Origin of the sequence: Pseudomonas sp. FBF18, assembly GCF_024261405.1 — a bacterium.
Taxonomy (GTDB): Bacteria; Pseudomonadota; Gammaproteobacteria; order Pseudomonadales; family Pseudomonadaceae; genus Aquipseudomonas; species Aquipseudomonas palmensis.
Genome location: NZ_QKRS01000011.1, coordinates 75336 through 96305 on the forward strand (window position 1 = coordinate 75336; position 20970 = coordinate 96305).

Below are 20970 nucleotides of genomic sequence, written 5' to 3' on the forward strand. Positions count from 1 at the left end.
CGCCCCGGCCCTGATGGAGCGTTGCAATGAAGCGTTATCTGTATCTGTGGCATCGCTGGCTGGGGATCGTGACCTGCGTGTTCATGGCGCTGTGGTTCGTCTCGGGCATGGTGATGCTGTACGTGGGCTACCCCAAGCTGACCCCGCGCGAGCACCTGGCGCACCTGCCGGCGCTGTCGGCGCAGGGCTGTTGCGTCTCGCTGGGCGAGGCGCTGGCGGTGGCCGATCCGCAACCTGCACGCATACGCCTGAGCAGCGTGGCGGGGCATGCGCTTTACCTGTTCGACTATGCCAGCGGCAAGGCCGTGGCGGTGGACGCAACTAGCGGCCAGCGCATCGCCCCCACCACCCGCGAACGGGCGCTGGCCAGTGCCGGGCAATACGACCCGCATGCGCCGCTGACCTATCGCGACGCGGTGCAGGAAGACCTGTGGAGCCATTCGCGCGCACTGGATGCGCACCGGCCGCTGCATCGCGTGCAGTTGAGCGATACGGACGGCACCTTGCTGTACATCAGCGGCCAGACCGGCGAAGTGGTGCGCGATGCCAGCGCCAGCGAGCGCGGCTGGAACCTGATCGGCGCCTGGCTGCACTGGCTGTATCCGTTGCGCGGCATCGGCGTGGACGGGTTGTGGAGCAACCTGGTGATCTACCTGTCGCTGGCGGCCAGCGTGATGGCGCTGCTGGGCGCGGTGGTGGGGGTGATGCGCTGGCGTTTCAGCCGGCCCTACCGCAGCGGTTCGCGTTCGCCGTACAAGGGCTGGGCACGCTGGCACCATGTGGGCGGGTTGCTGTTCGGTGCCCTGGCCATCACCTGGATTTTCAGTGGGCTGATGTCGATGAACCCGTGGCGGCTGTTCAGCAGTGCGCAGCCGCTGGATACCTCGGCGTATCAGGGCGGGCCGCTGAATGCGGCGGCGTTCCCGCTGTCGGTGCCCCAGGCACTGGCGCGCTTTGCCGACAAGGGCTTCACCGCCCGCGAGCTGGAGTGGCGGCTGATCGGGGGCGCGGGGTATGTGGTGGGCCAGGACGGCGCGGGACGCACGCGGGTACTGTCGATGCACGACGGCCAGGTGCTGCAGCGTCTGCCACGGGCGGTGCTGGAGCAGGCGGCGCGGGCGATCGGGCCGGCGATGCAGGTGCAGCAGTTGGAGGCCTACGACTTCTACTACTACGCGCGGGCCGAGCAGAGCATGCTCGGGCATCTTGAAAAGCGTCTGCCGGTGCTGCGGGTGCGCTTCGACGACCCGGCGCAGACCTGGCTGCATCTGGACCTGTACACCGGTGAAGTACTGGGGCAGCTGGACCAGCCACGGCGCGTGTCACGCTGGCTGTTCGCGTTGCTGCACAGCTGGGACTGGCTACCGCTGCTGACGCGGCGGCCGTTGTGGGATGGGTGGATGATCGTGCTCAGCCTGGGTGGGCTGGTGCTGAGCGTGAGTGGTGTGGTGATGGGGTGGCGGCGTTTGCGCCGCTAGCCTTCGGATCGCATCGCGGGTCAAGCCCGCTCCCACAGGGTTAGTGCCAATCCTTGTGGGAGCGGGCTTGACCCGCGATAGGCCAGCACTGGCACAACAGATTCACCCCTGGCGAAACACCAGCGCCTTCAGCCCGCCCACCGGATCACTGTCCGCAAACTCCGGTGGGTTGGCCAGACGCTCCACGAACACCAGCCCCGGCGCCTCGGCTGCCATCCCCTCGATCAGAAAGTCAGGCCCGATGGCCGGGTCGTTCACGCACGCCAGCACCGTGCCGCCTTCATTCAACAGCTCCGGCAGGCGGCGCAGGATCTTGCTGTAGTCCTGGGTCAGCACAAAGCTGCCCTTCTGGAACGTCGGCGGGTCGATGATGATCAGGTCATACGGCCCGCTCTTGCGCACCTTGCCCCATGACTTGAACAGCTCATGCCCCAGAAACCCCACCCGCCCCAGGTCATGCCCGTTGAGCCGATGGTTGTCGCGCCCACGGCTCAGGGCCGAGCGCGCCATATCGAGGTTGATCACCTGCTCGGCCCCCCCGGCAATCGCTGCCACCGAAAACCCACAGGTGTAGGCGAACAGGTTGAGCACCCGCTTGCCCGCCGCCTGCTCGCGCACCCAGCGCCGGCCATAGCGCATGTCCAGGAACAGCCCGGTGTTCTGCTTCAGGCCCAGGTCCAGCTGATAGCGCAGGCCATCCTCGTCGATCACGCGGTGCTCGCTCGGCTCGCCCAGCAACCACTGGCCGGGGCTATCGGGCAGGTAGCGGTGCTGAATCAGAATCGCCTGCCCGGGCCAGCCAGGGCTGGCGGCCAGGGTGCGCAGCATCTGCTCCAGCGTGGCCAGCTGCCCTTCGGGCGGTTCGCGAAACAGCGAGACCAGCAGCACGCCCTGCAGCCAGTCCACGGTGATCTGTTCGAGCCCCGGCCAGCAGCGCCCGCGCCCATGGAACAGGCGCCGGGTTTCGGCAGGCGCAGGGTTCAGGGCACCGAGCAGGTGGGCGTGAAGGGTGGCAATCGGCATGGCAGGATTCACTGGGACAAAAAGGGCTATTTTAGCGGCAAGCTTCACGCAGCAAGCGACAAGTTTGCGCCGGGCGCCTGTTTACTTGTCGCTTGTGGCGTGCAGCTTGCCGCTCGCCCTCCACCACCAGCCCTGCTGCATGCCGGCAGCCGCCAGCAGAATCGCCGCCACCCCCAGCCATTGCAGCGCGCTCAAGCGATGGCCAAAGGCGAACCAGTCGACGAAGATCGCCGCAATCGGGTAGATGAACGACAGCGCCCCGGTCAACGCGGTCGGCAGTTTCTGGATGGCGCCATACAGCAGCACGTACATCAGGCCGGTGTGCACGATACCCAGCGTCACCAGGCTGGCCAGCGCCCCCGCAGTGCCCGGCAGGCCGCCGGTATTGGCAAAGGGCGCCAGCAACAGGATGCCGGTGCTCACCTGGATCAGCGCGATCAGGTGCGGCGGCGTGCCACTCAGGCGCTTGATGATCAGCGCGGCCACCGCGTACAGAAACGCCGCGCCCAGCGCCAGCGCGATGCCCAGCAGGTAATCCTCGCCACTGCCCTGCCCGCTGCCGTGGGCACTCACAATGGCCAGCATCCCGGCAAACGACACCCCCAGCCAGAACAGCTTGGGCACACTGAGCTTTTCACCCAGAAACACCGCCGCCAGCCCCACCAGCATGAACGGCTGCACGTTGTACACCGCCGTACCGATGGCAATCGAGGCCCGTGAATAGGAGCCGAACAGCAGCACCCAGTTGCCCACGATGGCCACCCCGCTGAGTACCGCCAGGGCAAAGCTGGCACGTGTGAGGATGCCCGGCCGCAAAAAGCCCAGCACGGCGCACACCAGCAACAGCGTGCCGGCGCCGAACACGCAGCGCCAGAACACCACGTCCAGCACCGGTTGCCCCGACACCAGCACGAACCAGCCGATGGTGCCGGATATCAGCATCGCGGCGACCATTTCCAACGACCCACGGCGTATTGAATTGTCCATCTCTCACCTCCCAGACGATGGACAGATTATGCGAGCGAGAAGCCAGGGCACTCCATAGCAAAAACAAGGCTAGACTCAAGCCTTGCCTTTTTTATCAAGGCAATTTCATTGATCTGCCTGACGAGGATTGCATGACTGATGATATCGACCAGCTGTTGATCAAGGCGCTGATGGAAGACTCGCGGCGTTCGCTCAAGGCGCTGGCGCACCTGAGCGGCCTGTCGGCGCCCAGCGTCAGCGAGCGCCTGCGTCGCCTGGAAGAACGCGGCGTGCTCAAGGGCTACACGGTCGACATCGACCCGCGCAGCTTCGGGTACCAGTTGCAGGCCATCGTGCGCATTCGTCCGTTGCCGGGGCAGTTGCAGGAGGTGGAGCGCCAAATCATCGCCATCCCCGAGTTCACCGAGTGCGACAAGGTCACGGGTGACGACTGCTTCATCGCGCGCCTGCATGTACGCTCGATGGAGCAGCTCGACACCTTGCTCGACAAGCTCAACAGCCACGCCGAAACCAACACCGCCATCGTCAAGAAAAGCCCGGTGAAGCGACGGCTGCCGCCGATGGCATAAGCGCCATACTGGCGGGCAGCGCGGGATTCGCAGAGCAACGGCACGTTCCACACATATGCTAGCCTTGCGCCCCTCTCCCGCAAGGACGCACCGTCACCATGTTCGCTTTCCCAAGGCCCCTCTGCATGCTGGGCCTGGCGCTGGCCTTCACCAGCGCCCACGCCACCGACCCGATCAACCTGTACCAGGGCACCCTCGGCGAGCGCAAGGTCGAGGTCGCCCTGCAATACACCTCGCAGTACGAGTACGTGCAAGGCTACCTGCTGGACACCGAGCACCACACCAGCCAGCCACTGGAAGTGACGCCCTACAGCAAGGACGTGCCACTGCTGATCAACATCATGGACAACCCGCGCATGCCCGCCGCAGCACTGCGGGTGCGCCCCTTCGTGTTCACGCACGATCGCGACTTCAGTGGCGAATGGATCGACCTGCGCACCCGCGAACGTGTGCCCTTCAGCCTCACGCGCCAGACTCGCTTCAGCGACGAGCAGCGCTCCAGCTGGCAAGGCGAGCTGCTGCAACAGCCGCAGAACCGCGGCAAGAGCTTCTATGTGCACGCCAGCAAGGCCGAGGGCGAATACACCGGCAAGGTCGATCGCATCACCATCATCGACCTCGCCAGCGGCAGCACACTGCAGGTGCTGGACAACCTGGCGCTGGCGTTCAACGGCACCCGGACCCTGACCTTCGCCGACTACAACGGTGACGGCATCATCGACTTCAGGGCCTCGCCCATCGGCCAGCGCGCCACCGGCGGCGCCAACCAGGAGCCGGACCAGTTCTACCTGTACCAGCCCACCAGCAATACCTACCAACGCCACACCGAACTCGAAGCGCTGGGCGACAAGGGCGCGCTCAAGTTCCCCGCCCCCGGCTGGGTAGCCCAGCGCCAGGGCAGCAACTACGACACCGGGACCAGCGACTGGCAGTACTACCACTTCGTCGACCCCAAGCAACTGGTGTGGCAGCGCCACAGCGTGGAGCCTTTCTGATGCCGTTTCGTACCCTGTTCGCCTGCCTGCTGCTGTGCCTGAGCGCCAATGCCCTGGCCTACCATTCCGTGTACCAGGGCAAACTCGGCGGGTTGCCGGTGACGCTGGTGATCGAGCGCACCAACGACTACGTGACCGGTATCTACTACTACGAGCGCTACCACACGCCGATCCGGCTCAAGCCCACGCGCAACACCGACACCTACAACTTCGCCATGGACGAACTGGACAGCGGCGGCCTGCCCACCGCGCGCCTGCATTTCCAGAAAGCCGATTTCAGCAGCCGTGCCCAGCCGCTGCAAGGCACCTGGACCGCCTACGCCAGCGGCAAGCAGCTGCCCTTCACGCTCAAGCTGGTGGCCGACATCGGCCTGCAGACACCCTCGCCGGGCGCGGTACTGCCCCAGGCCGCATCCACCGAACGCTTCTACTTCCAGTTGCCGATGGACATGGACTATGCCGCCCTCGAAACCATCCAGGTGATGGACAAGGCCACCGGCAAGCTGCAGCAGACGCTGGAGGTGAAGGTGCCGGGCTGTCGCAGCAAGGGTATCGACACCGTCCAGGTACGCCTGCAGGGTGGCGCCACCCAGGTGCTCATCCCTTCCAGCCCGTATTGCCTGGGCAAGACGTTCGAGTGGCGCGAGGCCAGCGCACGCTTCGAGGTGGTGAACTAGCCCTCAGCTCGGGCAGGCGAGGTCGCCGTTGTCCAGCCCCTGCTTGTAGTTGCGGCTGAGCAGGCTGGCCTTGCCGTCGTGCCAGGTCAGGGTCAGCACATACAGCGAGTCGAAATCCTCGCCGTCCCAGTCGTCGGTGATGGTGCGTTTTTCGCCCAGCGCCTTGCCGGCCACGGTGTTGATCAGCTCGGGCAGGTAGCCGTGTGACCACGCGGTGTAGACCGTGGCGTTGCGGTACTTGTCCTGCAGCAGCTCGTCGGCCAGGTCGCCGGTGTCGTTGGCGCCGAAGTCGATGTTCACCGGCAGGCCGAGCTTGATCGCGCTCGGGCTGATGGTCATCAGCGGACGGATATAGCTGTAGGCATTGTCGTTGCTGCCCTCCTCCACTTCGCGGCTGGGGTTGGCGGCAAACACGTAGTCGGCGGGGCCGAATTTTTCCGGGAGCAGAGTGGCCAGGTCCAGGGCGCGGTTGAGGCCCTGGCAGTTCAGTTGCCCGAGGCCTTCGCCGGGCTTTTCTGCGTGGCGCAGGAAGACCAGGGTCTGGGTGCCGTCCACCGGCTGGGCTCGGCTTTCGAGCGCTTCGAAAGTCAGCAGGACGCCGCCGACGACCAGCGGAACGGAAAACAGCGCAGGGCGATAACGCCGAAAAAAGGAGGGCAACTTCATGGCACGGGCTCTTTGCGACAAATAGGGTTGAGGCTGACCCGCCTGTGCCACCCCGCAGCCGAGGCTGCGGGGTGATCCCTGTCTGTCGTTCCATCCGTGGAAACGGGCGTGCTTGAGAGTGTCGCAAACCCGTTTGGTTCATCCGTGCCGGCTCAGCCTTGAGCCCGCGCCAGTCTGGCGCAGGGATGTTTCGCGATGATGACGCTCAGATCAGCTTGCGCCGGATCGCTTCTTCAACCGAACTGCTCAGGTGCTCGAAGATGGCAGCGGGTCTTCGGCGTGGATGCCCAGCCGGTTGGCGGCCTGGCGCGAGGGGCTCTGGGGGTCAATCGTCGCGGGTGAGGACCTCGAGCAACTCGATCTCGAAGGTGAGGGTCGAATTCGGCGGGATGCTGCCTACGCTGCGCGCGTCGTAACCCAGGTGCGCCGGCACGATCAGCTTGCGCTTGCCGCCCACCTGCATGCCCATCAGGCCCTGGTCCCAGCCCTTGATCACGCGGCCGGTGCCGATCACGCACTGGAACGGCTTGCCGCGTTGGTGGGAGGAATCGAATACGCTGCCATCGTCCAGCCAGCCGGTGTACTGGGTGGTGATCAGCGCCCCCTTGACGGCCGCCTTGCCGTCGCCCAACTGGAGGTCGATGATTTGAAGTTCGTTGCTCATGGGTGATCTCTGACGGCTATGGGACGTTTTCTGCCGATGCGTTTTCGCAGCAATGGCCGTGTTTTGCAAGGCTGTGGGGAGCGAACGCGGATCATGAGGTGGCGCCGGCTGTCACCGGCTCGTGCTGGCGCATCGACCAGCACACCCCGCCCACCACCAGCACGATCGCCGCGCCCTCCAGCAGGTTCGGCCCGCTCTGGCGCCAGATGAACGCATATAGCAAGGCAAACAGGGTCTCGAACACGATCAACTGCCCGCTCAGGGTCAGCGGCATGCGCTTGGCTGCCGCATTCCACAACACCCCCGCCAGCCACGAGCCAAACAGCGCGCAACCCAGGCTGATCGCCCAGAACAGCTGCCAGCGCTCAGCAGTGGCCTGCACCTGCAACTGCTGCGGCTGCCACACCCACAGCAGCGCCACCAGCACCAGGCTGAACACGCCGGTCACCACCCCGGTGAGCACCGACCACTGATGGCTGTCCAGGTGCCGGCACTGCTTGAGATAGCGGCTGTTGTAGGTGGCGTACCAGGTCCAGCACGCTAGCGCGGCCAGCGCATAGAGCAGCCCGGCGAGCTTGTCCTGCACCGCCCCCGGCTCCACCGCGAAGGTCTGCAGGTTGATGCACAGCATGCCCGCCAGGATCAGCGCCAATGGCCCGGCCAGGCGCGACAGGGCCACCGCGCCGCTGTCATTGCGCCCGTACAGGGTGATGGTCAGCGGCAGCACACCAACGATCAGCGATGCCGGCGCCACGCCCAGGCGCTGGATCGCCGCCACCAGGCACATGAAGTACAGCAGGTTGCCGATCAGCGCCAGGCGCGCCAGCATCCACACGTCTGCCCGTTCGAGCTGACGCAGCGCCTTGCGCATTGGCAGCAGCAGCGCGAGCGATACCGCCCCTAGCAGGACGAACCGCGCACAGGCCAGCAGCACCGGGCTGAACTCCGGCAGCAGTTGCGGCACCATCAGCACCATGCCCCACATCGCACCGGCCACGCCGGCATACGCCACACCCCGTTTCACTTGCCTGCTCCTCGTTTTTCAGAGCACGCAGGCTAGCCAAATGCAGGCGTCCAGGCAAAAGATCATTCGGCATGCAGGCATTCCCATGGGGAATACCTTTAAAGCGCAAAGCACCGGGTTTACCATCCAGCCATTCCCTGAACCGAAGACCCCGCAATGAGCCGCTTCAGCCGTCACCTGCCCCCGCTGGATACCCTGATCGCTTTCGAGGCGGTGGTACGCACCGGCAGTTTCACCCGCGCCGCCGCCGAGCTGTCGCTGACCCAGAGCGCGGTGAGCAAACAGATCAAGCTGCTTGAAGAACACCTGGGTGCGCCGCTGTTCGAACGCCGCGCCCGCGGCATCACCCTGACCGCCGCCGGCAGTGGCTTCAATGCCATCGTCGAGCCGATGCTCGACAGCCTGCTTGCCAACGTATTGCGCCTCAAGAGCGGGCACGGCAGCCGCAATGTCAGCGTGATCTGCACCCATGCGGTGGCACAGTACTGGTTGTTCCCGCGGCTGCTGCGCTTCAACGCACAGCACCCCGAGCTGACAGTGAACATCCATGCCAGCAACGAGATGGATGAACGCGTGGTGGGCAACTATGACTTCGGCGTGCTGTACGGCCATGGCCGCTGGAGTTCACTGCAGGCCGACAAGCTGTTCGATGAATGCATCTACCCCATCGTCAGCACCCAGCGGGCCCTGCCGCCAGCCGATTCGCTGGCGGCGCTGCAGGCCCTGCCGCTGATCCAGCTGGATGCCTCGGCCTGGAACTGTCTGGATTGGCCCGACTGGTTCGCGCACCTGGGGGTGCGCTACAAGGCGCCGGCCGATGCGGTGACATTCAATCAGATCACCCTGGTGTTCGACGCGGTGATGCAGGGTATGGGGGTGGGGTTGGGCTGGGAGTTCATGGCCCGCGAGCGCATCGCCAGCGGGCAGGTGCGGCCGGTGTCGGAGTTCGTCGTGCACACCGGCCAGGCCGACTACCTGGTGCACGACAGGCAGCGCGTGTGCTCGCCGGCGGCCCAGGTGTTCAGGGACTGGTTGCTTGCGCTCAACTGAACTGCGCTTGCACCTCGGCGCCGGTGAGGGTCTGGGTCTGGTTGGCGAAGCAGTAGTAGCCCGGCTTCTGATCGATGTAGATCTGCAGTTCCAGCGCCCAGTCACTCTCGCCATCGAGCACGCCCACCGGCACGGCGTCGAAGCCGCCGGCCTTGAGGCGATAGAACAGGTGGGTGCCGCAGGTGCCGCAGAAGCCGCGCTGGGCCCACTCGGAGGAATCGTAGATGCGCGGGGTGTCGCCGCTGAGCCTGAGGGTCTGGGTGCTGTGCACCACCATCAACGGGCCACCGGACCATTTGCGGCACATGCTGCAATGGCAGGCGCTGACACTGGCGTTGTCGAGGCTGACGCTGAGGTGAATGGCGCCGCACAGGCAGCTGCCGTGTTTTTCCTGGGGTTGGGACATGGTGCAGGGTCCTTGCGGTGAGCGGTAGGGCTGAAGTCTAGCAGCAGTCGGCCCCGGCCCTTTCGCCGGCAAGGCCGGCTCCTACAGCGGATTACGCCGTCACCGGGGTCAACACCGGTTCCCCGGCAAAGAACGCCTGCAGGTTGCGCAGCACCAGCGCCACCGTATCGCGCGCCGCTTCCGGCGACTGTCCGGCCACATGCGGGGTCAGCACCACGTTGTCCAGCACCTTGAGTGCCTGCGGGACTTCAGGCTCGGCATCGAACACATCCAGCCCGGCCCCGGCAATACGCCCTTCGCGCAACGCAGCCACCATCGCATCGGTGTCCACCACGCTGGCCCGCGCAATGTTCACCAGAAAACCCTGCGGCCCCAGTGCGTCCAGCACCGCCGCGTCGACCAGGTGGCGCGTACCGGCCCCGCCCGGGGTGGCAACGATCAGAAAGTCCACCTCCCCCGCCAGCGCCAGCGGGCTTTCGCACCAGGTGTAGGGCACGTCGGTGCGTGGCCGGCGGTTGTGGTAGCTGACCTGCATGTCGAAGCCCAGCGCCGCACGCCGGGCAATCGCCAACCCCGTCGCGCCAAGGCCCAGTACCCCGAGGCGCTTGCCGCTCAGCGACGGGCTGATCACACGGTTCCACTGCCCCTGGCGGGTGGTGGCATCGGCACGGGGAATATCGCGCACGATGGCGAACAGCAGCGCCAGGGCATGGTCGGCCACCGCCGTGGCGTTGGCACCGGCGCCATTGGTCACGGTGATGCCACGCGCAGCAGCCGCTGCCAGGTCCACTTCCTCGTAGCCGGCGCCGATGACGCAGATGATTTTCAGATGGGGCAAGGCGGCGATTTCGTCGGCCCGCAAGCCCAGCGGCCCGCGGGTCAGTACCGCATCGATTGCGCCGCCGTGGCGGGCGATGGCCTCGGCACGCAGGGCCGGGGTCTGTGCACGAATCAGCTCGAAGCCGGCCTGTTCGAGCAAGGGCAGGTAGTCATCCACCGTTTCTACCAGCACCAGTACCTTGTGTGTCATGCCCTGCCCCCTGGCCATTCGCAAAAAAGGGGCATTATGCCGGCTTGGGCTTACTGGGCGAAAGCCCGTCCCAGGCCGCCCGGCACGCCGCTGCTGTCGGTGTCCTGCCAGGGGCCGTCAGGGCTGGTGGCCCAGCTCCAGCCATTGCTGAAGCGGTAGTAGGTGCGTTGGCGGTAGAAGGTGTTGGTCTTGCCTTCGAGCACGTACACCCCGAGTTTCGGGTCCCAGTGGCTGGCGCCACCCGGCGGCGGCGCGAAGCTTGCAGAGGTGCGTGGCATCGGCTTGGGCGTCGGCAGCGTGGCCGGGGTACCTGGCTTGGGCCCCGGCACCGGCTTGATCACCGGCCCGGTCGGCGGCAGGGTTTCGATCGGCGGCACAGTGGGCTCGCTGGGCCGATGCACCGTACACGCACTCAAGCCCACGGCCAGGGCGATCAGGGTGAGGCGTGCGATGCTGTTCATAGTGAGCTCTCTACGGGTCCGGGCTGTCGATGGTCAGGTGCTGCGGCGCCTCGGTGCTGCTGGCCAGCGGGCTGCCACGGCCGATCCACTCGCCCTTGGTCGGCTGGCCGGCACGGGAGACGCGCGCAACCAGTTGGACTTCGGGGAAGCTCGACAGTTTCATGTTCGGCATCATCGCATCACTGTCGCTGAGCTGAACCTCGATCGGCAGGTCGGCCACGGTCACGCGCTTGGCCGCCAGCGGCATCGGCGGCCCGGAACTGGCGCGGGCAAATATGAACACGCTGTCATCGGGACGCACCTTGTCCTTGAGCGCCGGCGCCAGCTCGACCCGCACCGTCAGGCGTGCGCTGGTGGCCGGCGCCTGGCCCGCGGCCTTGAGCCGTTCGCCAGCACGCTCGATGCCGCCCTGCAGCGCGGCACGCGAGGCATCGCCCTCGGGCAGTTGGGCAATCAGACGGTTCCAGTAGTCGATGGCCTGCTGGTAGCGCCCGTCCTCGAACGCGGCGATACCCAGCAGCCCCAGGCTGGTGACTTCCGCCGGATCGGCCTTGAGCGCTTCGTCGGTCAACGCCTGCATCTGCGCTGTCCACTGCTTGCCGTTACCGAAGTACAGCGCCTGCGCCCATTGCCCAAGCAGCTCAGGCTGACGCCCGGCCAGGGCAGCAGCGCGCTCGAAGGCCTTGGCAGCATCGGCGGCGCGTTCCTGGGCCATGTAGGCACGGCCCAGCAGGTACAGGCCTTCGGCCGAGTCTGGCTGGGCCTGCACCGCACGCTCCAGGCGCGAGGTCATCTCCTGCACCGACTGCGGCGCCTGGGCGAACTCGCGGGTCAGCTCGACCTTGTCGCTGGCGCCAAAGTGCAGGTACAGCCCGAGGCCCATCACCGGCACCAGCACCGCGGCCAGCAGCGGCAAGGTCTTGCCCAGGCGCGCACTGCGGTCGGGTTCGGCGTTGTCGGTGTCGGCCAGCAATTCGCGGGCGGCCTCGTCGCGGCCACGGTCCAGTTGCTCGGCGGTGAGCACACCGGCCTCGCCCTGGGCCTGCAGTTCGGCCACGCGCTCCTGGTACAGGGCCACGTTCAACGCGGTACGGTCTTCTTCCTGTTGCGCACGACGCACGCGCAACACCGGGATCAGGAGAAAGCTCAGGGCTACCAGTAACAGCAGGCCTGCGGGAAGCCAGAATTCAGTCATGGGTGCGTTCTTTGTCCAGCAGTTTGGCGAGGCGCTCACGCTCCTCGGGGGAAAGGTCGACGGTGCCGCCCGCCGCCTGGGTACGGCGCTTGCGCACGATCAGCGCCAGCATGCCGAAGCCGCCCAGCAGCAGGATGCCCGGGCCGAACCACAGCAGCCAGGTACGCGCCGTCAGGGCCGGCTTGTAGCGCACGAAGTCGCCATAGCGGTCGACCATGAAGTCGATGATCTGCTGGTTGTCCTTGCCTTCGCCGAGCATGCGGAAGATCTCGCGGCGCAGGTCGGCGGCAATCGGTGCGTTGGAGTCGGCGATGTCCTGGTTCTGGCACTTGGGGCAGCGCAGTTCCTTGGTCAGCACGTGGTAACGCTCGCGCTCGGCGTCGTCGGCGAACTGATAGGTGTCGATGGCCGCGTGGGCCACGCCGGCGATGCTCAGGCCCAGCAGCACGCCTGCCAGCCAGCGCCTCATTGGCCGGCCTCGTCGAGCAGGCCCTGGTACAGCGGCGCCAGTTGCTCGCGCCACACGGTCTGGTCGACCACGCCGACGAACTTGTGCCGGATGATGCCCTTGGCGTCGATGATGAAGGTCTCCGGCGCGCCGTACACACCCAGGTCCAGGCCGAGGGTGCCGTGCTCGTCACGGATGCCGATCTGGTAGGGGTTGTGGAACTCGGTCAGCCACTTGATCGCAGCCGCGTTCTCGTCCTTGTAGTTGACCCCGTAGATCACCACGCCCTGCTCGGCCAGCTTGTTCAGCACCGGGTGCTCGACCTTGCACGAGGGGCACCAGGTGGCCCACACGTTGACCAGCGCCGGCTTGCCCAGCAGGTCGTCGCGGGTCAGGGTCCGGTCGCCTTCCACGGTCGGCAGCGAGAACGCCGGGAAGGGTTTGCCGATCATCGCCGAGGGCAGCTCGGACGGGTCCAGGTACAGGCCCCGGTACAGAAACACCGCCACCAGCAGAAACACCGCCAGCGGCAGCACCATGATCCAACGCTTCATGCAGTTGCTCCCGACATACCCAGTACTTCACGTACCCGGCTTTTCACCTTGACCCGATACCGCTTGTCCATCGCCGCCATCAGGCCGCCCAGGCCGGTCAGCAGGCCGCCCAGCCAGATCCAGCGCACGAACGGCTTGACGTGCACGCGCACGGCCCAGGCGCCGTTGTCCAGCGACTCGCCCAGCGCCACGTACAGGTCGCGGGTGAAACCGGCATCGATGCCAGCCTCGGTCATCACCGACTGCTGCACGGTGTACAGGCGTTTTTCCGGGTGCAGCACGCTGATTTCACGACCGTCCCGCAGCACGCGCACGGTGCCCTTGTCGGAGGTGAAGTTCGGCCCTTCGAAATGCTTGGCGCCTTCGAACACGAACTGGTAGCCGCCCAGTTCCATCGACTCGCCCGGCGCCAGGCGCAGGTCGCGTTCGGCGCTGTTGTTGCTCGACAGCACCACGCCCAGGGCGCATACCGCGATGCCCAGGTGCGCCACGTGCATGCCCCAGTAACTGCGGCTCAGGCCGCGCATGCCCTTGAGCAGGCCCTTGTGACGGGTCTTGTCGAGCAGGTCGCGCACGCCGGCCAGCAGGATCCACGCCGCCAGGGCGAAGGTGGTCAGTACCTGCCAGTCGAAGTCGTCCACCAGCAGCCCGCCGATGGGTGCCAGCACCACGCTGCCGATCGCCACCGGGGTGAGCATGCTCACCAGCCATTTCGTCGGGGTGTCCTTCCAGCGCACGATCACGCCGACCGCCATCACCACCATCAGCAGGGCCATCAGCGGGATGAACAGCGCATCGAAGTAAGGCGGCCCCACCGACAGCTTGGCCCCGGTCAGTGCATCGAGCACCAGCGGGTACAGGGTGCCCAGCAGGATCATCGAGGCCGCCACCACCAGCACCAGGTTGTTGGCCAGCAGCAGGGTTTCCCGCGACCACAGGGCGAACCCGACCTGGCTCTTGACCACCGGGGCGCGCAAGGCGAACAGGGTCAGCGAACCGCCGACCACGAACAGCAGGAAGATCAGGATGAACACGCCGCGCTCGGGGTCGGCGGCAAAGGCGTGCACCGAGGTCAGCACGCCGGAACGTACCAGGAAGGTGCCCAGCAGGCTCAGCGAAAACGCAGCGATCGCCAGCAGCACGGTCCAGCTCTTGAACACGCCGCGCTTCTCGGTGACGGCCAGCGAGTGGATCAGTGCGGTGCCCACCAGCCACGGCATGAACGAGGCGTTTTCGACCGGGTCCCAGAACCACCAGCCACCCCAGCCGAGTTCGTAGTAGGCCCACCACGAGCCCAGGGTGATGCCGATGCCCAGGAACGCCCAGGCCACGATGGTCCAGGGCCGCGACCAGCGTGCCCAGGCCGCGTCCAGGCGCCCGCCGAGCAAGGCGGCGATGGCGAAGGCGAAGGCCACCGAGAAGCCCACGTAGCCCATGTAGAGCATCGGCGGGTGCACGATCAGGCCGATGTCCTGCAGCAGCGGGTTGAGGTCGCGACCATCGGCAGGCACCTGCGGCAGCAGGCGCTGGAACGGGTTGGAGGTAACGATCAGAAACGACAGGAAGCCCACGCTGATCATGCCCATCACCGCCAGCACCCGGGCCAGCATCACCTGCGGCAACTGGCGCGAGAAGATCGACACGGCGAAGGTCCAGCCGCCCAGGATCAGCGCCCACAGCAGCAGCGAGCCTTCGTGGGCGCCCCACACGGCGCTGAACTTGTAGTACCAGGGCAAGGCGCTGTTGGAGTTGCTGGCCACATACGCCACCGAGAAGTTGTCGGTCATGAAGGCATGGGTCAGGCAGGCGAAGGCAAACGCCAGGAAGGCGAACTGGCCCCACGCCGCCGGGCGTGCCAGGCTCATCCACAGGCTGTCGCCCCGCCAGGCGCCGAGCAGCGGCACGCTGGCCTGAACGCCGGCAAAACAGATGGCCAGGATCATCGCCAACTGGCCCAGCTCGGGAATCATCAGTGCAGCATTCATGGCTTGGCTCCGCCGTCGGTGGACACCTGGCCGCTTTCCTTCAGGGCCTTGGTGACCTCTGGCGGCATGTATTTTTCGTCGTGCTTGGCCAGCACCTCGTCAGCCACCACCACGCCCTCGGCGTTGAGCTTGCCCAGGGCGACGATGCCCTGCCCTTCACGGAACAGGTCGGGCAGGATGCCGCGGTAGGTGATGGGCACCGACTTGTTGAAGTCGGTGACCACGAAACGCACGTCCAGCGAGTCGCCGGAGCGTTGCAGGGAACCGGCCTCGACCATGCCGCCGGCCCGGATGCGGGTATCGAGCGGGGCTTCGCCGTTGGCGATCTGGGTAGGGGTATAGAACAGGTTGATGTTCTGCTGCAGCGCGCTCAGGGCCAAGCCGACGGCGACGCCGACACCCACCAGCAGGCCGAGGATGATGAACAGACGCTTCTTGCGTTGCGGATTCACTTGGACTTCTCCCGGCGCAGGCGGCGCGCTTCTTCTTGCAGATACCGGCGCTTGCTCAGTACGGGCGCGGCAACATTGATGGCCAGCACCAGCAGGCAGATGCCATAGGCCGACCAGACATAGAGGCCGTGATGGCCCATGGCGAGGAAATCATTGAAGCTGGCAAAACTCATCGTGCGGTCTCCCGCCCCAGGTGGCCCAACACTTCATCCTTGACCCAACTGGCGCGTGCCTCGCGCCGCAGCACTTCAAGGCGCATGCGCAACAGCAGCACCGCCCCGAAGAAGCAATAGAACCCCAGCACGGTCAGCAGCAGCGGCAGCCACATCTCGGCAGGCATCGCCGGCTTTTCGGTGAGGGTGAAGGTGGCGCCCTGGTGCAGGGTGTTCCACCACTCCACCGAGTACTTGATGATCGGGATATTGATCACACCGACAATCGCCAGTACCGCGCAGGCCTTGGCCGCGCTCTCACGATTGCTGATCGCCTGGCCCAGGGCAATCAGACCGAAGTACAGAAACAGCAGGATCAGCATCGACGTTAGTCGTGCATCCCAAACCCACCAGCTGCCCCAGGTCGGCTTGCCCCAGATGGCACCGGTGCTCAGGGCCACCACGGTCATCCAGGCGCCGATGGGCGCGGCGCATTGCAGTGCCACGTCGGCGATCTTCATCTTCCAGACCAAGCCGACCACGCCGGCCACCGCCAGCATCACGTAGCACGACTGCGCCAGCATGGCCGCCGGCACGTGGATGTAGATGATTCGGAAACTGTTGCCCTGCTGGTAGTCCTGCGGGGCGAAGGCCAGGCCCCAGACCACGCCCACGGCGATCAGCAGGATGGCGGCGATGCTCAGCCACGGCAGCATGCGGCCGCTGATGGCATAGAACCATTTGGGTGAACCCAGCTTGTGAAACCACGTCCAGCTTATTGCGCTGCTTTTCATCACGGTACATCCAGGGTCTTTGCTGGGCGGGGCCCAGACCTCATTATTCGCCGACGCTGATCTTCAGGCCAGCCGCTATTGCAAAGGGTGCCAGGGTTACTGCAAGGGCGGTCAGGCTGCCAAGCCAGAGCAGGTAACCGGTCGCCGGCATAGCTTGCAGTGCCGCCTGCAAGGCGCCACTGCCCAGGATCAACACCGGGATATATAACGGCAAAATAAGCAGTGCCAGCAGCAGGCCACCGCGCTTCAAACCCACGGTCAAGGCTGCGCCCACTGCACCCAGCAGGCTCAGTACAGGGGTACCGAGCAGCAGCGAGGCCAGCAGTACCGGCAGGCATTGCACCGGCAAACCGAGCATCAGGGCCAGCAGCGGCGACAACAATACCAGTGCCAGGCCGGAAAAGGCCCAGTGTGCCAGCACCTTTGCCAATACCAGAAGCGCCAGGGGGTGCGGCGAAAGGACCCACTGCTCGAGGGATCCGTCCTCGAAATCACTGCGAAACAGCCCGTCCAGCGAGAGCAGAACGGATAAAAGGGCGGCCACCCAGACTAACCCAGGGGACAAGTTTTGCAACAATTGCGTCTCCGGCCCGACCGCCAACGGGAACAACGCGATCACGATCGCGAAGAACACCAATGGGTTGGCAAGCTCGGCCGGCCGGCGGCACAGCACCTGCGCTTCTCGGCGCAGCAAATGAACGAACACACTCATGCCGCGTACTGCCCCAGGTTCAGTTCTCGGTAGCCGGACGGCGTCTGCGCCAGCGTGTGGTGGGTGGTCAGCACGACCATGCCGCCGCGCTCGCAATGCGCCGCCAGGTGCGCTTCGAGCTGGGCCACGCCCTGCTTGTCGAGGGCGGTGAAGGGTTCGTCGAGAATCCACAGCGGCGGGCTGTCCAGGTACAGCCGCGCCAGCGCCACGCGGCGCTGCTGGCCGGCCGACAGGGTATGGCAGGCAACATCTTCGAAGCCGCGCAGGCCCACGGCCGCCAGTGCCTGCCAGATCGCCTCGCGGCTGGCAGGCTGATGCAGGGCGCACAGCCAGGCCAGGTTTTCCTCGGCGGTGAGCAGGTCCTTGATGCCGGCCGCATGACCGATCCACAGCAGCATCCTGGCCAGTTCGCTGCCCTGCTCGGCCAAGGGCTTGCCGTCCAGGCGGATTTCACCGCTGGTGGGCCGCATCAACCCGCTGAGCAGGCGCAGCAGGCTGGTCTTGCCGCTGCCATTGGGGCCGCTGATCTGCAGCATGTCACCGGCCGCCAGGTGCAGTTCGAGGTGTTCGAAAAGCATTCGCCAGTCGCGCTCGCAGGCCAGGCCCACAGCTTCGAGTCGAGGGGTCACAGGTTCGCCTTATGGTTCGGTCTCAAGTCGGTCCGGGCCTGGCCGTTATACTGAGCAACAGCTGTACGGCATGGCCGGTCGCATCGGGCACGCCACAGGACGTGCGCACCCGCCAGGAACGGGCGGCATTATACATGGCATGTCCTACTGCAAAGAGGGCTATTTCCACAGGTTGCAACGTGATGACAGGCGAAATCAACAGCCTTGGCCCGCAGGCCCTGGCCAACCCCCAGGCGCGCAGCGCGGCGATGACCGGCGAACTGCTCAAGCTGCTGCAACCCCAGCCTGCACTGCTCGCCCCGGGCGAGACCGCGCAGGCGCAGGTACTGTCGTTGCGCCAGGTCGGTCAGGACTTCCAGCTGCTGCTGCAACTGACCCAGACCAACGGGCGCCAGACCACCGTGCAGACCAGCGCCAGCCAGCCCCTGCCCCAGGGCAGCGAGCTGACGGTCAGCCAGCCCAATGCCGGCAACCTGAGCATCACCGTGCAGCAGGCCATCGCGCGCAGCGTGGCCACCCTCACCCAGCTCGACACCCGCCAGTTGCCGCCGGGCACCCTGCTGCAGGGCAAGGTACTGACCACCCAGGCGCTACCCCAGGCCGCCGGGCAGCCGGCCTTGTTCCGCTCGTTGGTGACCCTGCTCAACACTGCCCAGACCGGCGCCACCCTGAACATCGACAGCCCTCGGCCACTGGCGCTGGGCAGCCTGCTCAGCGCACGGGTACAGAGTGAACAGTCGATCAGCTTCGTGCCCTTGAGCGGGCGCCAGGAACAACTGGCGATCACCCAGCACCTGAGCGCGCAGCTGAGCCGCCAGGCCTCGCTGCCGGGCCTGCTCGCCAGCCTGCAACAGATGAGCGCCGAGCAGCGCCTGCCGGCCGATGTGCGGGCCAGCGTGAGCACCCTGCTGGCCAGCCTGCCGGACATGGAACAGCTCGGCACGGCCAAGGGCCTGGCCCAGGCCCTGAACAACAGCGGCGCGTTTCTGGAAGCCAAGCTGCTGGCTGGCGCCCCCGCCGCCCTCGCCCCCGACCTCAAGGCCCAGGTGATCCGGCTGGTGGCGCAGTTGCTGCCCGGCCTCCCCGGCAGCACCCAGTTCAACCCGGCCGTGGCCGCCAGCACCCTGGCCCAGGTGCTGCCGGGCATGGTGCGCAACGCCCTGGGCATGCTCGGCCAGGTAAGCCCGCGCCCGGCCCCGGGAAGCTTTCCGCTGCCCTCGCGGTTGCTGCAAAGTGGCGACGAAGAAGGCGACCTGGAACACCTGCTGCGCCTGGCAGCGGCAGCCATTTCACGCCTGCAGAGCCACCAGCTCGCTGGCCTGGAGCAAACCCGCACCACCGCCGACGGCAACCTGCAGACCACCTGGCAACTGGAGATACCGGTGCGCAATGGTCAGGAGTTCATGCCGCTGCAAGTGAAGCTGCAGCGCGAGGAAACCCCCGAGCAGCAGGCCGATCCGGAACGCGAACAGCGCGACCCGCTGGAGATGCTCTGGCGCGTGGAGCTGGCATTCGACCTCAGCCCGCTGGGGCCCTTGCAGGTGCAGGCGCAGATCAGCCAGGGCAACCTGTCCAGCCAGCTGTGGGCGGAGCTGCCGAGCACCGCGCAACTGATCGACAGCCAGCTCGGCAAGCTGCGCGCGCGGTTGGTGGAGCGCGGGCTCAACGTCGGTGAACTGCTGTGCCATCACGGTACGCCGCCACAGGGGCCGCGTACGCATCTGGAACAACGCTGGGTGGATGAAAACGCATGAGCCAGACCCCTCCACGTCAGGCCATTGCCCTGACCTACGACGGCCAGCAGGCCCCGACCTTGAGCGCCAAGGGCGACGACGAGCTGGCCGAGGCGATCCTGGCCATTGCCCGCGAACACGAAGTGCCGATCTACGAGAATGCCGAGCTGGTACGCCTGCTGGCGCGCATGGAGCTGGGCGATCAGATCCCGGAAGCGCTGTACCTGACCATCGCCGAAATCATCGCCTTCGCCTGGCAGCTCAAGGGCCAGGTGCCGGAGGGGTTCGTGGACAACGCCCCGCAGGAGCGCGACATTACCCCGAACCTGTACAGCCTGCCTGCGCCGGACTGACGCCGCGCAGGCCGGGTGCCTTGCATCAGCTGCGGTGCAGCTTGCTCATCAGCTCGGCTTCGGCCTGGGTCAGGCCGCATGACTGGGTCAGCTCATCGACGCTGGCGCCCATGCCCACCAGCCGCGCCGCCTGGGCGAACGACAGGCTGTTGGGGTCGCGCTGTTCCAGTTGCATCAGCTTGTCCGGCAACGGCGCCACCACGGCGCGCAGCTCGTGCAACGCGTCGCCCATGCGCACCGTACCGTTCTGGTAATCGTCCACACGCTTGGCCAGGTCCTTGATGCGCTGGTCACGCAGCGCATCGCCCTGAGCCTGCTGCGAGGCCAGCTCGCGCTGGCGCTTGCTGTAGCCGTAGAACAGCCACAGGCTGAGGATCCAGACCAGCGCCAGAAATATGACAGCACCCTCGAGAATCAACTCAGATATTCTCCAGCTCGGACCACTCTTCCTCGGTCATCATCTTGTCCAGCTCGACCAGGATCAGCAGTTCGTTGTTCTTGTTGCACACGCCCTGGATGAATTTGGCCGATTCCTCGTTGCCGACATTCGGCGCGGTCTCGATCTCCGACTGACGCAGGTACACGACCTCGGCCACGCTATCGACCAGGATGCCGACCACCTGCTTGTCCGCCTCGATGATCACGATACGGCTGTTGTCGGAGATTTCGGCAGACATCAGGCCGAAGCGCTGGCGCGTATCGATCACGGTCACCACATTGCCGCGCAGGTTGATGATGCCCAGCACATAGCTCGGCGCGCCCGGCACCGGAGCGATTTCGGTGTAGCGCAGCACTTCCTGGACCTGCATCACGTTGATGCCGTAGGACTCGTTGTCCAGCTTGAACGTTACCCACTGCAGAATCGGATCGTCGGAACCCTGCGCAGTCATGTTTTTCATTCCCCTAACCCTCAAAAGCCGTTCTCGGCGGTGT

Annotated in this window: 26 protein-coding genes; 7 read left to right on the forward strand and 19 right to left on the reverse strand. The window is 65.9% G+C overall.

The window, feature by feature from the left end; all coding sequences use genetic code 11:
* Nucleotides 1-26: 26 nt before the first annotated feature.
* Entirely contained in the window at nucleotides 27-1478 is a 1452-nt protein-coding gene (locus DN387_RS17640; protein ID WP_054915608.1) for a PepSY domain-containing protein, read from the forward strand.
* A gap of 102 nt (nucleotides 1479-1580) precedes the next feature.
* On the opposite strand, the gene DN387_RS17645 is transcribed toward DN387_RS17640, so the two are convergent.
* Together DN387_RS17645 and DN387_RS17650 are read right to left on the reverse strand one after the other, a co-directional pair.
* Nucleotides 1581-2501: a class I SAM-dependent methyltransferase gene (locus DN387_RS17645; RefSeq protein ID WP_102063796.1), complete on the reverse strand. Its 921-nt coding sequence runs from the start codon at nucleotides 2499-2501 to the stop codon at nucleotides 1581-1583.
* Between the two features lie 81 nt (nucleotides 2502-2582).
* Nucleotides 2583-3488 (reverse strand): DMT family transporter, encoded by a 906-nt coding sequence (locus DN387_RS17650; RefSeq protein WP_054915609.1) that lies wholly within the window; start codon nucleotides 3486-3488, stop codon nucleotides 2583-2585.
* A gap of 131 nt (nucleotides 3489-3619) precedes the next feature.
* Between DN387_RS17650 and DN387_RS17655 the strand changes: the two genes are divergently transcribed.
* The 3 genes from DN387_RS17655 to DN387_RS17665 all read left to right on the forward strand — a co-directional run bounded on the left by DN387_RS17655 (nucleotide 3620) and on the right by DN387_RS17665 (nucleotide 5729).
* Entirely contained in the window at nucleotides 3620-4057 is a 438-nt protein-coding gene (locus DN387_RS17655) for an Lrp/AsnC family transcriptional regulator (protein ID WP_043861856.1), read from the forward strand.
* 98 nt (nucleotides 4058-4155) lie between these two features.
* Nucleotides 4156-5052 carry a hypothetical protein gene (locus DN387_RS17660; protein WP_143516676.1) on the forward strand — a complete coding sequence of 299 codons (897 nt, stop codon included), beginning with the start codon at nucleotides 4156-4158 and terminating at the stop codon, nucleotides 5050-5052.
* Nucleotides 5052-5729: a hypothetical protein gene (locus tag DN387_RS17665; protein WP_043861855.1), complete on the forward strand. Its 678-nt coding sequence runs from the start codon at nucleotides 5052-5054 to the stop codon at nucleotides 5727-5729. Before DN387_RS17660 ends, DN387_RS17665 begins: the two co-directional genes overlap by 1 nt.
* 3 nt (nucleotides 5730-5732) lie before the next feature.
* Here DN387_RS17665 and DN387_RS17670 read toward each other — a convergent pair whose 3' ends face one another.
* The 3 genes from DN387_RS17670 to DN387_RS17680 form a co-directional block, all read right to left on the reverse strand.
* Nucleotides 5733-6395, reverse strand: a complete 663-nt coding sequence (locus DN387_RS17670) for a hypothetical protein (RefSeq protein ID WP_054915611.1) — start codon at nucleotides 6393-6395, stop codon at nucleotides 5733-5735.
* A 325-nt stretch (nucleotides 6396-6720) separates the two neighbouring features.
* Nucleotides 6721-7059 (reverse strand): FKBP-type peptidyl-prolyl cis-trans isomerase, encoded by a 339-nt coding sequence (locus DN387_RS17675; RefSeq protein ID WP_043861851.1) that lies wholly within the window; start codon nucleotides 7057-7059, stop codon nucleotides 6721-6723.
* Nucleotides 7060-7150: 91 nt separating this feature from the next.
* The gene (locus DN387_RS17680; protein ID WP_054915612.1) at nucleotides 7151-8083 is read right to left on the reverse strand and encodes a DMT family transporter; all 933 of its coding nucleotides are present in this window, start codon (nucleotides 8081-8083) and stop codon (nucleotides 7151-7153) included.
* Nucleotides 8084-8239: 156 nt separating this feature from the next.
* Here DN387_RS17680 and DN387_RS17685 point away from each other — a divergent pair, with 156 nt between their 5' ends.
* Nucleotides 8240-9133, forward strand: a complete 894-nt coding sequence (locus tag DN387_RS17685; protein ID WP_054915613.1) for a LysR substrate-binding domain-containing protein — start codon at nucleotides 8240-8242, stop codon at nucleotides 9131-9133.
* On the opposite strand, the gene DN387_RS17690 is transcribed toward DN387_RS17685, so the two are convergent.
* From DN387_RS17690 to ccmA, 12 genes are all read right to left on the reverse strand, one after another.
* Entirely contained in the window at nucleotides 9126-9539 is a 414-nt protein-coding gene (locus DN387_RS17690; protein WP_054915614.1) for a GFA family protein, read from the reverse strand. The two genes, DN387_RS17685 and DN387_RS17690, sit on opposite strands and share 8 nt — an antisense overlap.
* A gap of 91 nt (nucleotides 9540-9630) precedes the next feature.
* Nucleotides 9631-10569: a 2-hydroxyacid dehydrogenase gene (locus DN387_RS17695; protein ID WP_054915615.1), complete on the reverse strand. Its 939-nt coding sequence runs from the start codon at nucleotides 10567-10569 to the stop codon at nucleotides 9631-9633.
* A gap of 50 nt (nucleotides 10570-10619) precedes the next feature.
* The gene (locus tag DN387_RS17700) at nucleotides 10620-11030 is read right to left on the reverse strand and encodes a hypothetical protein (protein WP_043861846.1); all 411 of its coding nucleotides are present in this window, start codon (nucleotides 11028-11030) and stop codon (nucleotides 10620-10622) included.
* A gap of 10 nt (nucleotides 11031-11040) precedes the next feature.
* Entirely contained in the window at nucleotides 11041-12225 is a 1185-nt protein-coding gene (gene ccmI / locus DN387_RS17705; RefSeq protein ID WP_054915616.1) for a c-type cytochrome biogenesis protein CcmI, read from the reverse strand.
* Entirely contained in the window at nucleotides 12218-12694 is a 477-nt protein-coding gene (locus DN387_RS17710; protein WP_054915617.1) for a cytochrome c-type biogenesis protein, read from the reverse strand. Before DN387_RS17710 ends, ccmI begins: the two co-directional genes overlap by 8 nt.
* Nucleotides 12691-13227, reverse strand: a complete 537-nt coding sequence (locus DN387_RS17715) for a DsbE family thiol:disulfide interchange protein (protein WP_043861843.1) — start codon at nucleotides 13225-13227, stop codon at nucleotides 12691-12693. The genes DN387_RS17710 and DN387_RS17715 overlap by 4 nt, the downstream gene beginning before the upstream one ends.
* The gene (locus tag DN387_RS17720) at nucleotides 13224-15197 is read right to left on the reverse strand and encodes a heme lyase CcmF/NrfE family subunit (protein ID WP_167400228.1); all 1974 of its coding nucleotides are present in this window, start codon (nucleotides 15195-15197) and stop codon (nucleotides 13224-13226) included. Before DN387_RS17720 ends, DN387_RS17715 begins: the two co-directional genes overlap by 4 nt.
* Before the next feature lie 11 nt (nucleotides 15198-15208).
* Nucleotides 15209-15664: a cytochrome c maturation protein CcmE gene (gene ccmE, locus DN387_RS17725; protein ID WP_058542048.1), complete on the reverse strand. Its 456-nt coding sequence runs from the start codon at nucleotides 15662-15664 to the stop codon at nucleotides 15209-15211.
* Complete coding sequence (gene ccmD, locus DN387_RS17730; protein WP_043861840.1) at nucleotides 15661-15837, reverse strand: heme exporter protein CcmD; 177 nt, start codon at nucleotides 15835-15837, stop codon at nucleotides 15661-15663. Before ccmD ends, ccmE begins: the two co-directional genes overlap by 4 nt.
* On the reverse strand, nucleotides 15834-16610 hold the full coding sequence (locus DN387_RS17735; RefSeq protein ID WP_043861839.1) for a heme ABC transporter permease: 777 nt from the start codon (nucleotides 16608-16610) through the stop codon (nucleotides 15834-15836). Before DN387_RS17735 ends, ccmD begins: the two co-directional genes overlap by 4 nt.
* 43 nt (nucleotides 16611-16653) lie before the next feature.
* Complete coding sequence (gene ccmB, locus DN387_RS17740; protein ID WP_043861838.1) at nucleotides 16654-17322, reverse strand: heme exporter protein CcmB; 669 nt, start codon at nucleotides 17320-17322, stop codon at nucleotides 16654-16656.
* Nucleotides 17319-17951, reverse strand: coding sequence for a cytochrome c biogenesis heme-transporting ATPase CcmA (ccmA, locus tag DN387_RS17745; RefSeq protein WP_043861837.1), 633 nt, complete (start codon nucleotides 17949-17951; stop codon nucleotides 17319-17321). The genes ccmB and ccmA overlap by 4 nt, the downstream gene beginning before the upstream one ends.
* A gap of 182 nt (nucleotides 17952-18133) precedes the next feature.
* On the opposite strand from ccmA, the gene DN387_RS17750 reads away from it, so the two are divergent.
* Together DN387_RS17750 and DN387_RS17755 are read left to right on the forward strand one after the other, a co-directional pair.
* A complete protein-coding gene (locus tag DN387_RS17750; RefSeq protein WP_054915620.1) occupies nucleotides 18134-19705 on the forward strand; it encodes a flagellar hook-length control protein FliK in 1572 nt (523 codons plus the stop codon).
* Nucleotides 19702-20037, forward strand: coding sequence for an EscU/YscU/HrcU family type III secretion system export apparatus switch protein (locus DN387_RS17755; protein ID WP_043861835.1), 336 nt, complete (start codon nucleotides 19702-19704; stop codon nucleotides 20035-20037). Before DN387_RS17750 ends, DN387_RS17755 begins: the two co-directional genes overlap by 4 nt.
* A gap of 25 nt (nucleotides 20038-20062) precedes the next feature.
* Here DN387_RS17755 and DN387_RS17760 read toward each other — a convergent pair whose 3' ends face one another.
* Both DN387_RS17760 and DN387_RS17765 read right to left on the reverse strand, forming a co-directional pair.
* On the reverse strand, nucleotides 20063-20455 hold the full coding sequence (locus tag DN387_RS17760) for a DUF2802 domain-containing protein (RefSeq protein ID WP_043861834.1): 393 nt from the start codon (nucleotides 20453-20455) through the stop codon (nucleotides 20063-20065).
* Between the two features lies 1 nt (nucleotide 20456).
* Nucleotides 20457-20936 carry a chemotaxis protein CheW gene (locus DN387_RS17765; RefSeq protein ID WP_043861833.1) on the reverse strand — a complete coding sequence of 160 codons (480 nt, stop codon included), beginning with the start codon at nucleotides 20934-20936 and terminating at the stop codon, nucleotides 20457-20459.
* Nucleotides 20937-20970 lie beyond the last annotated feature (34 nt).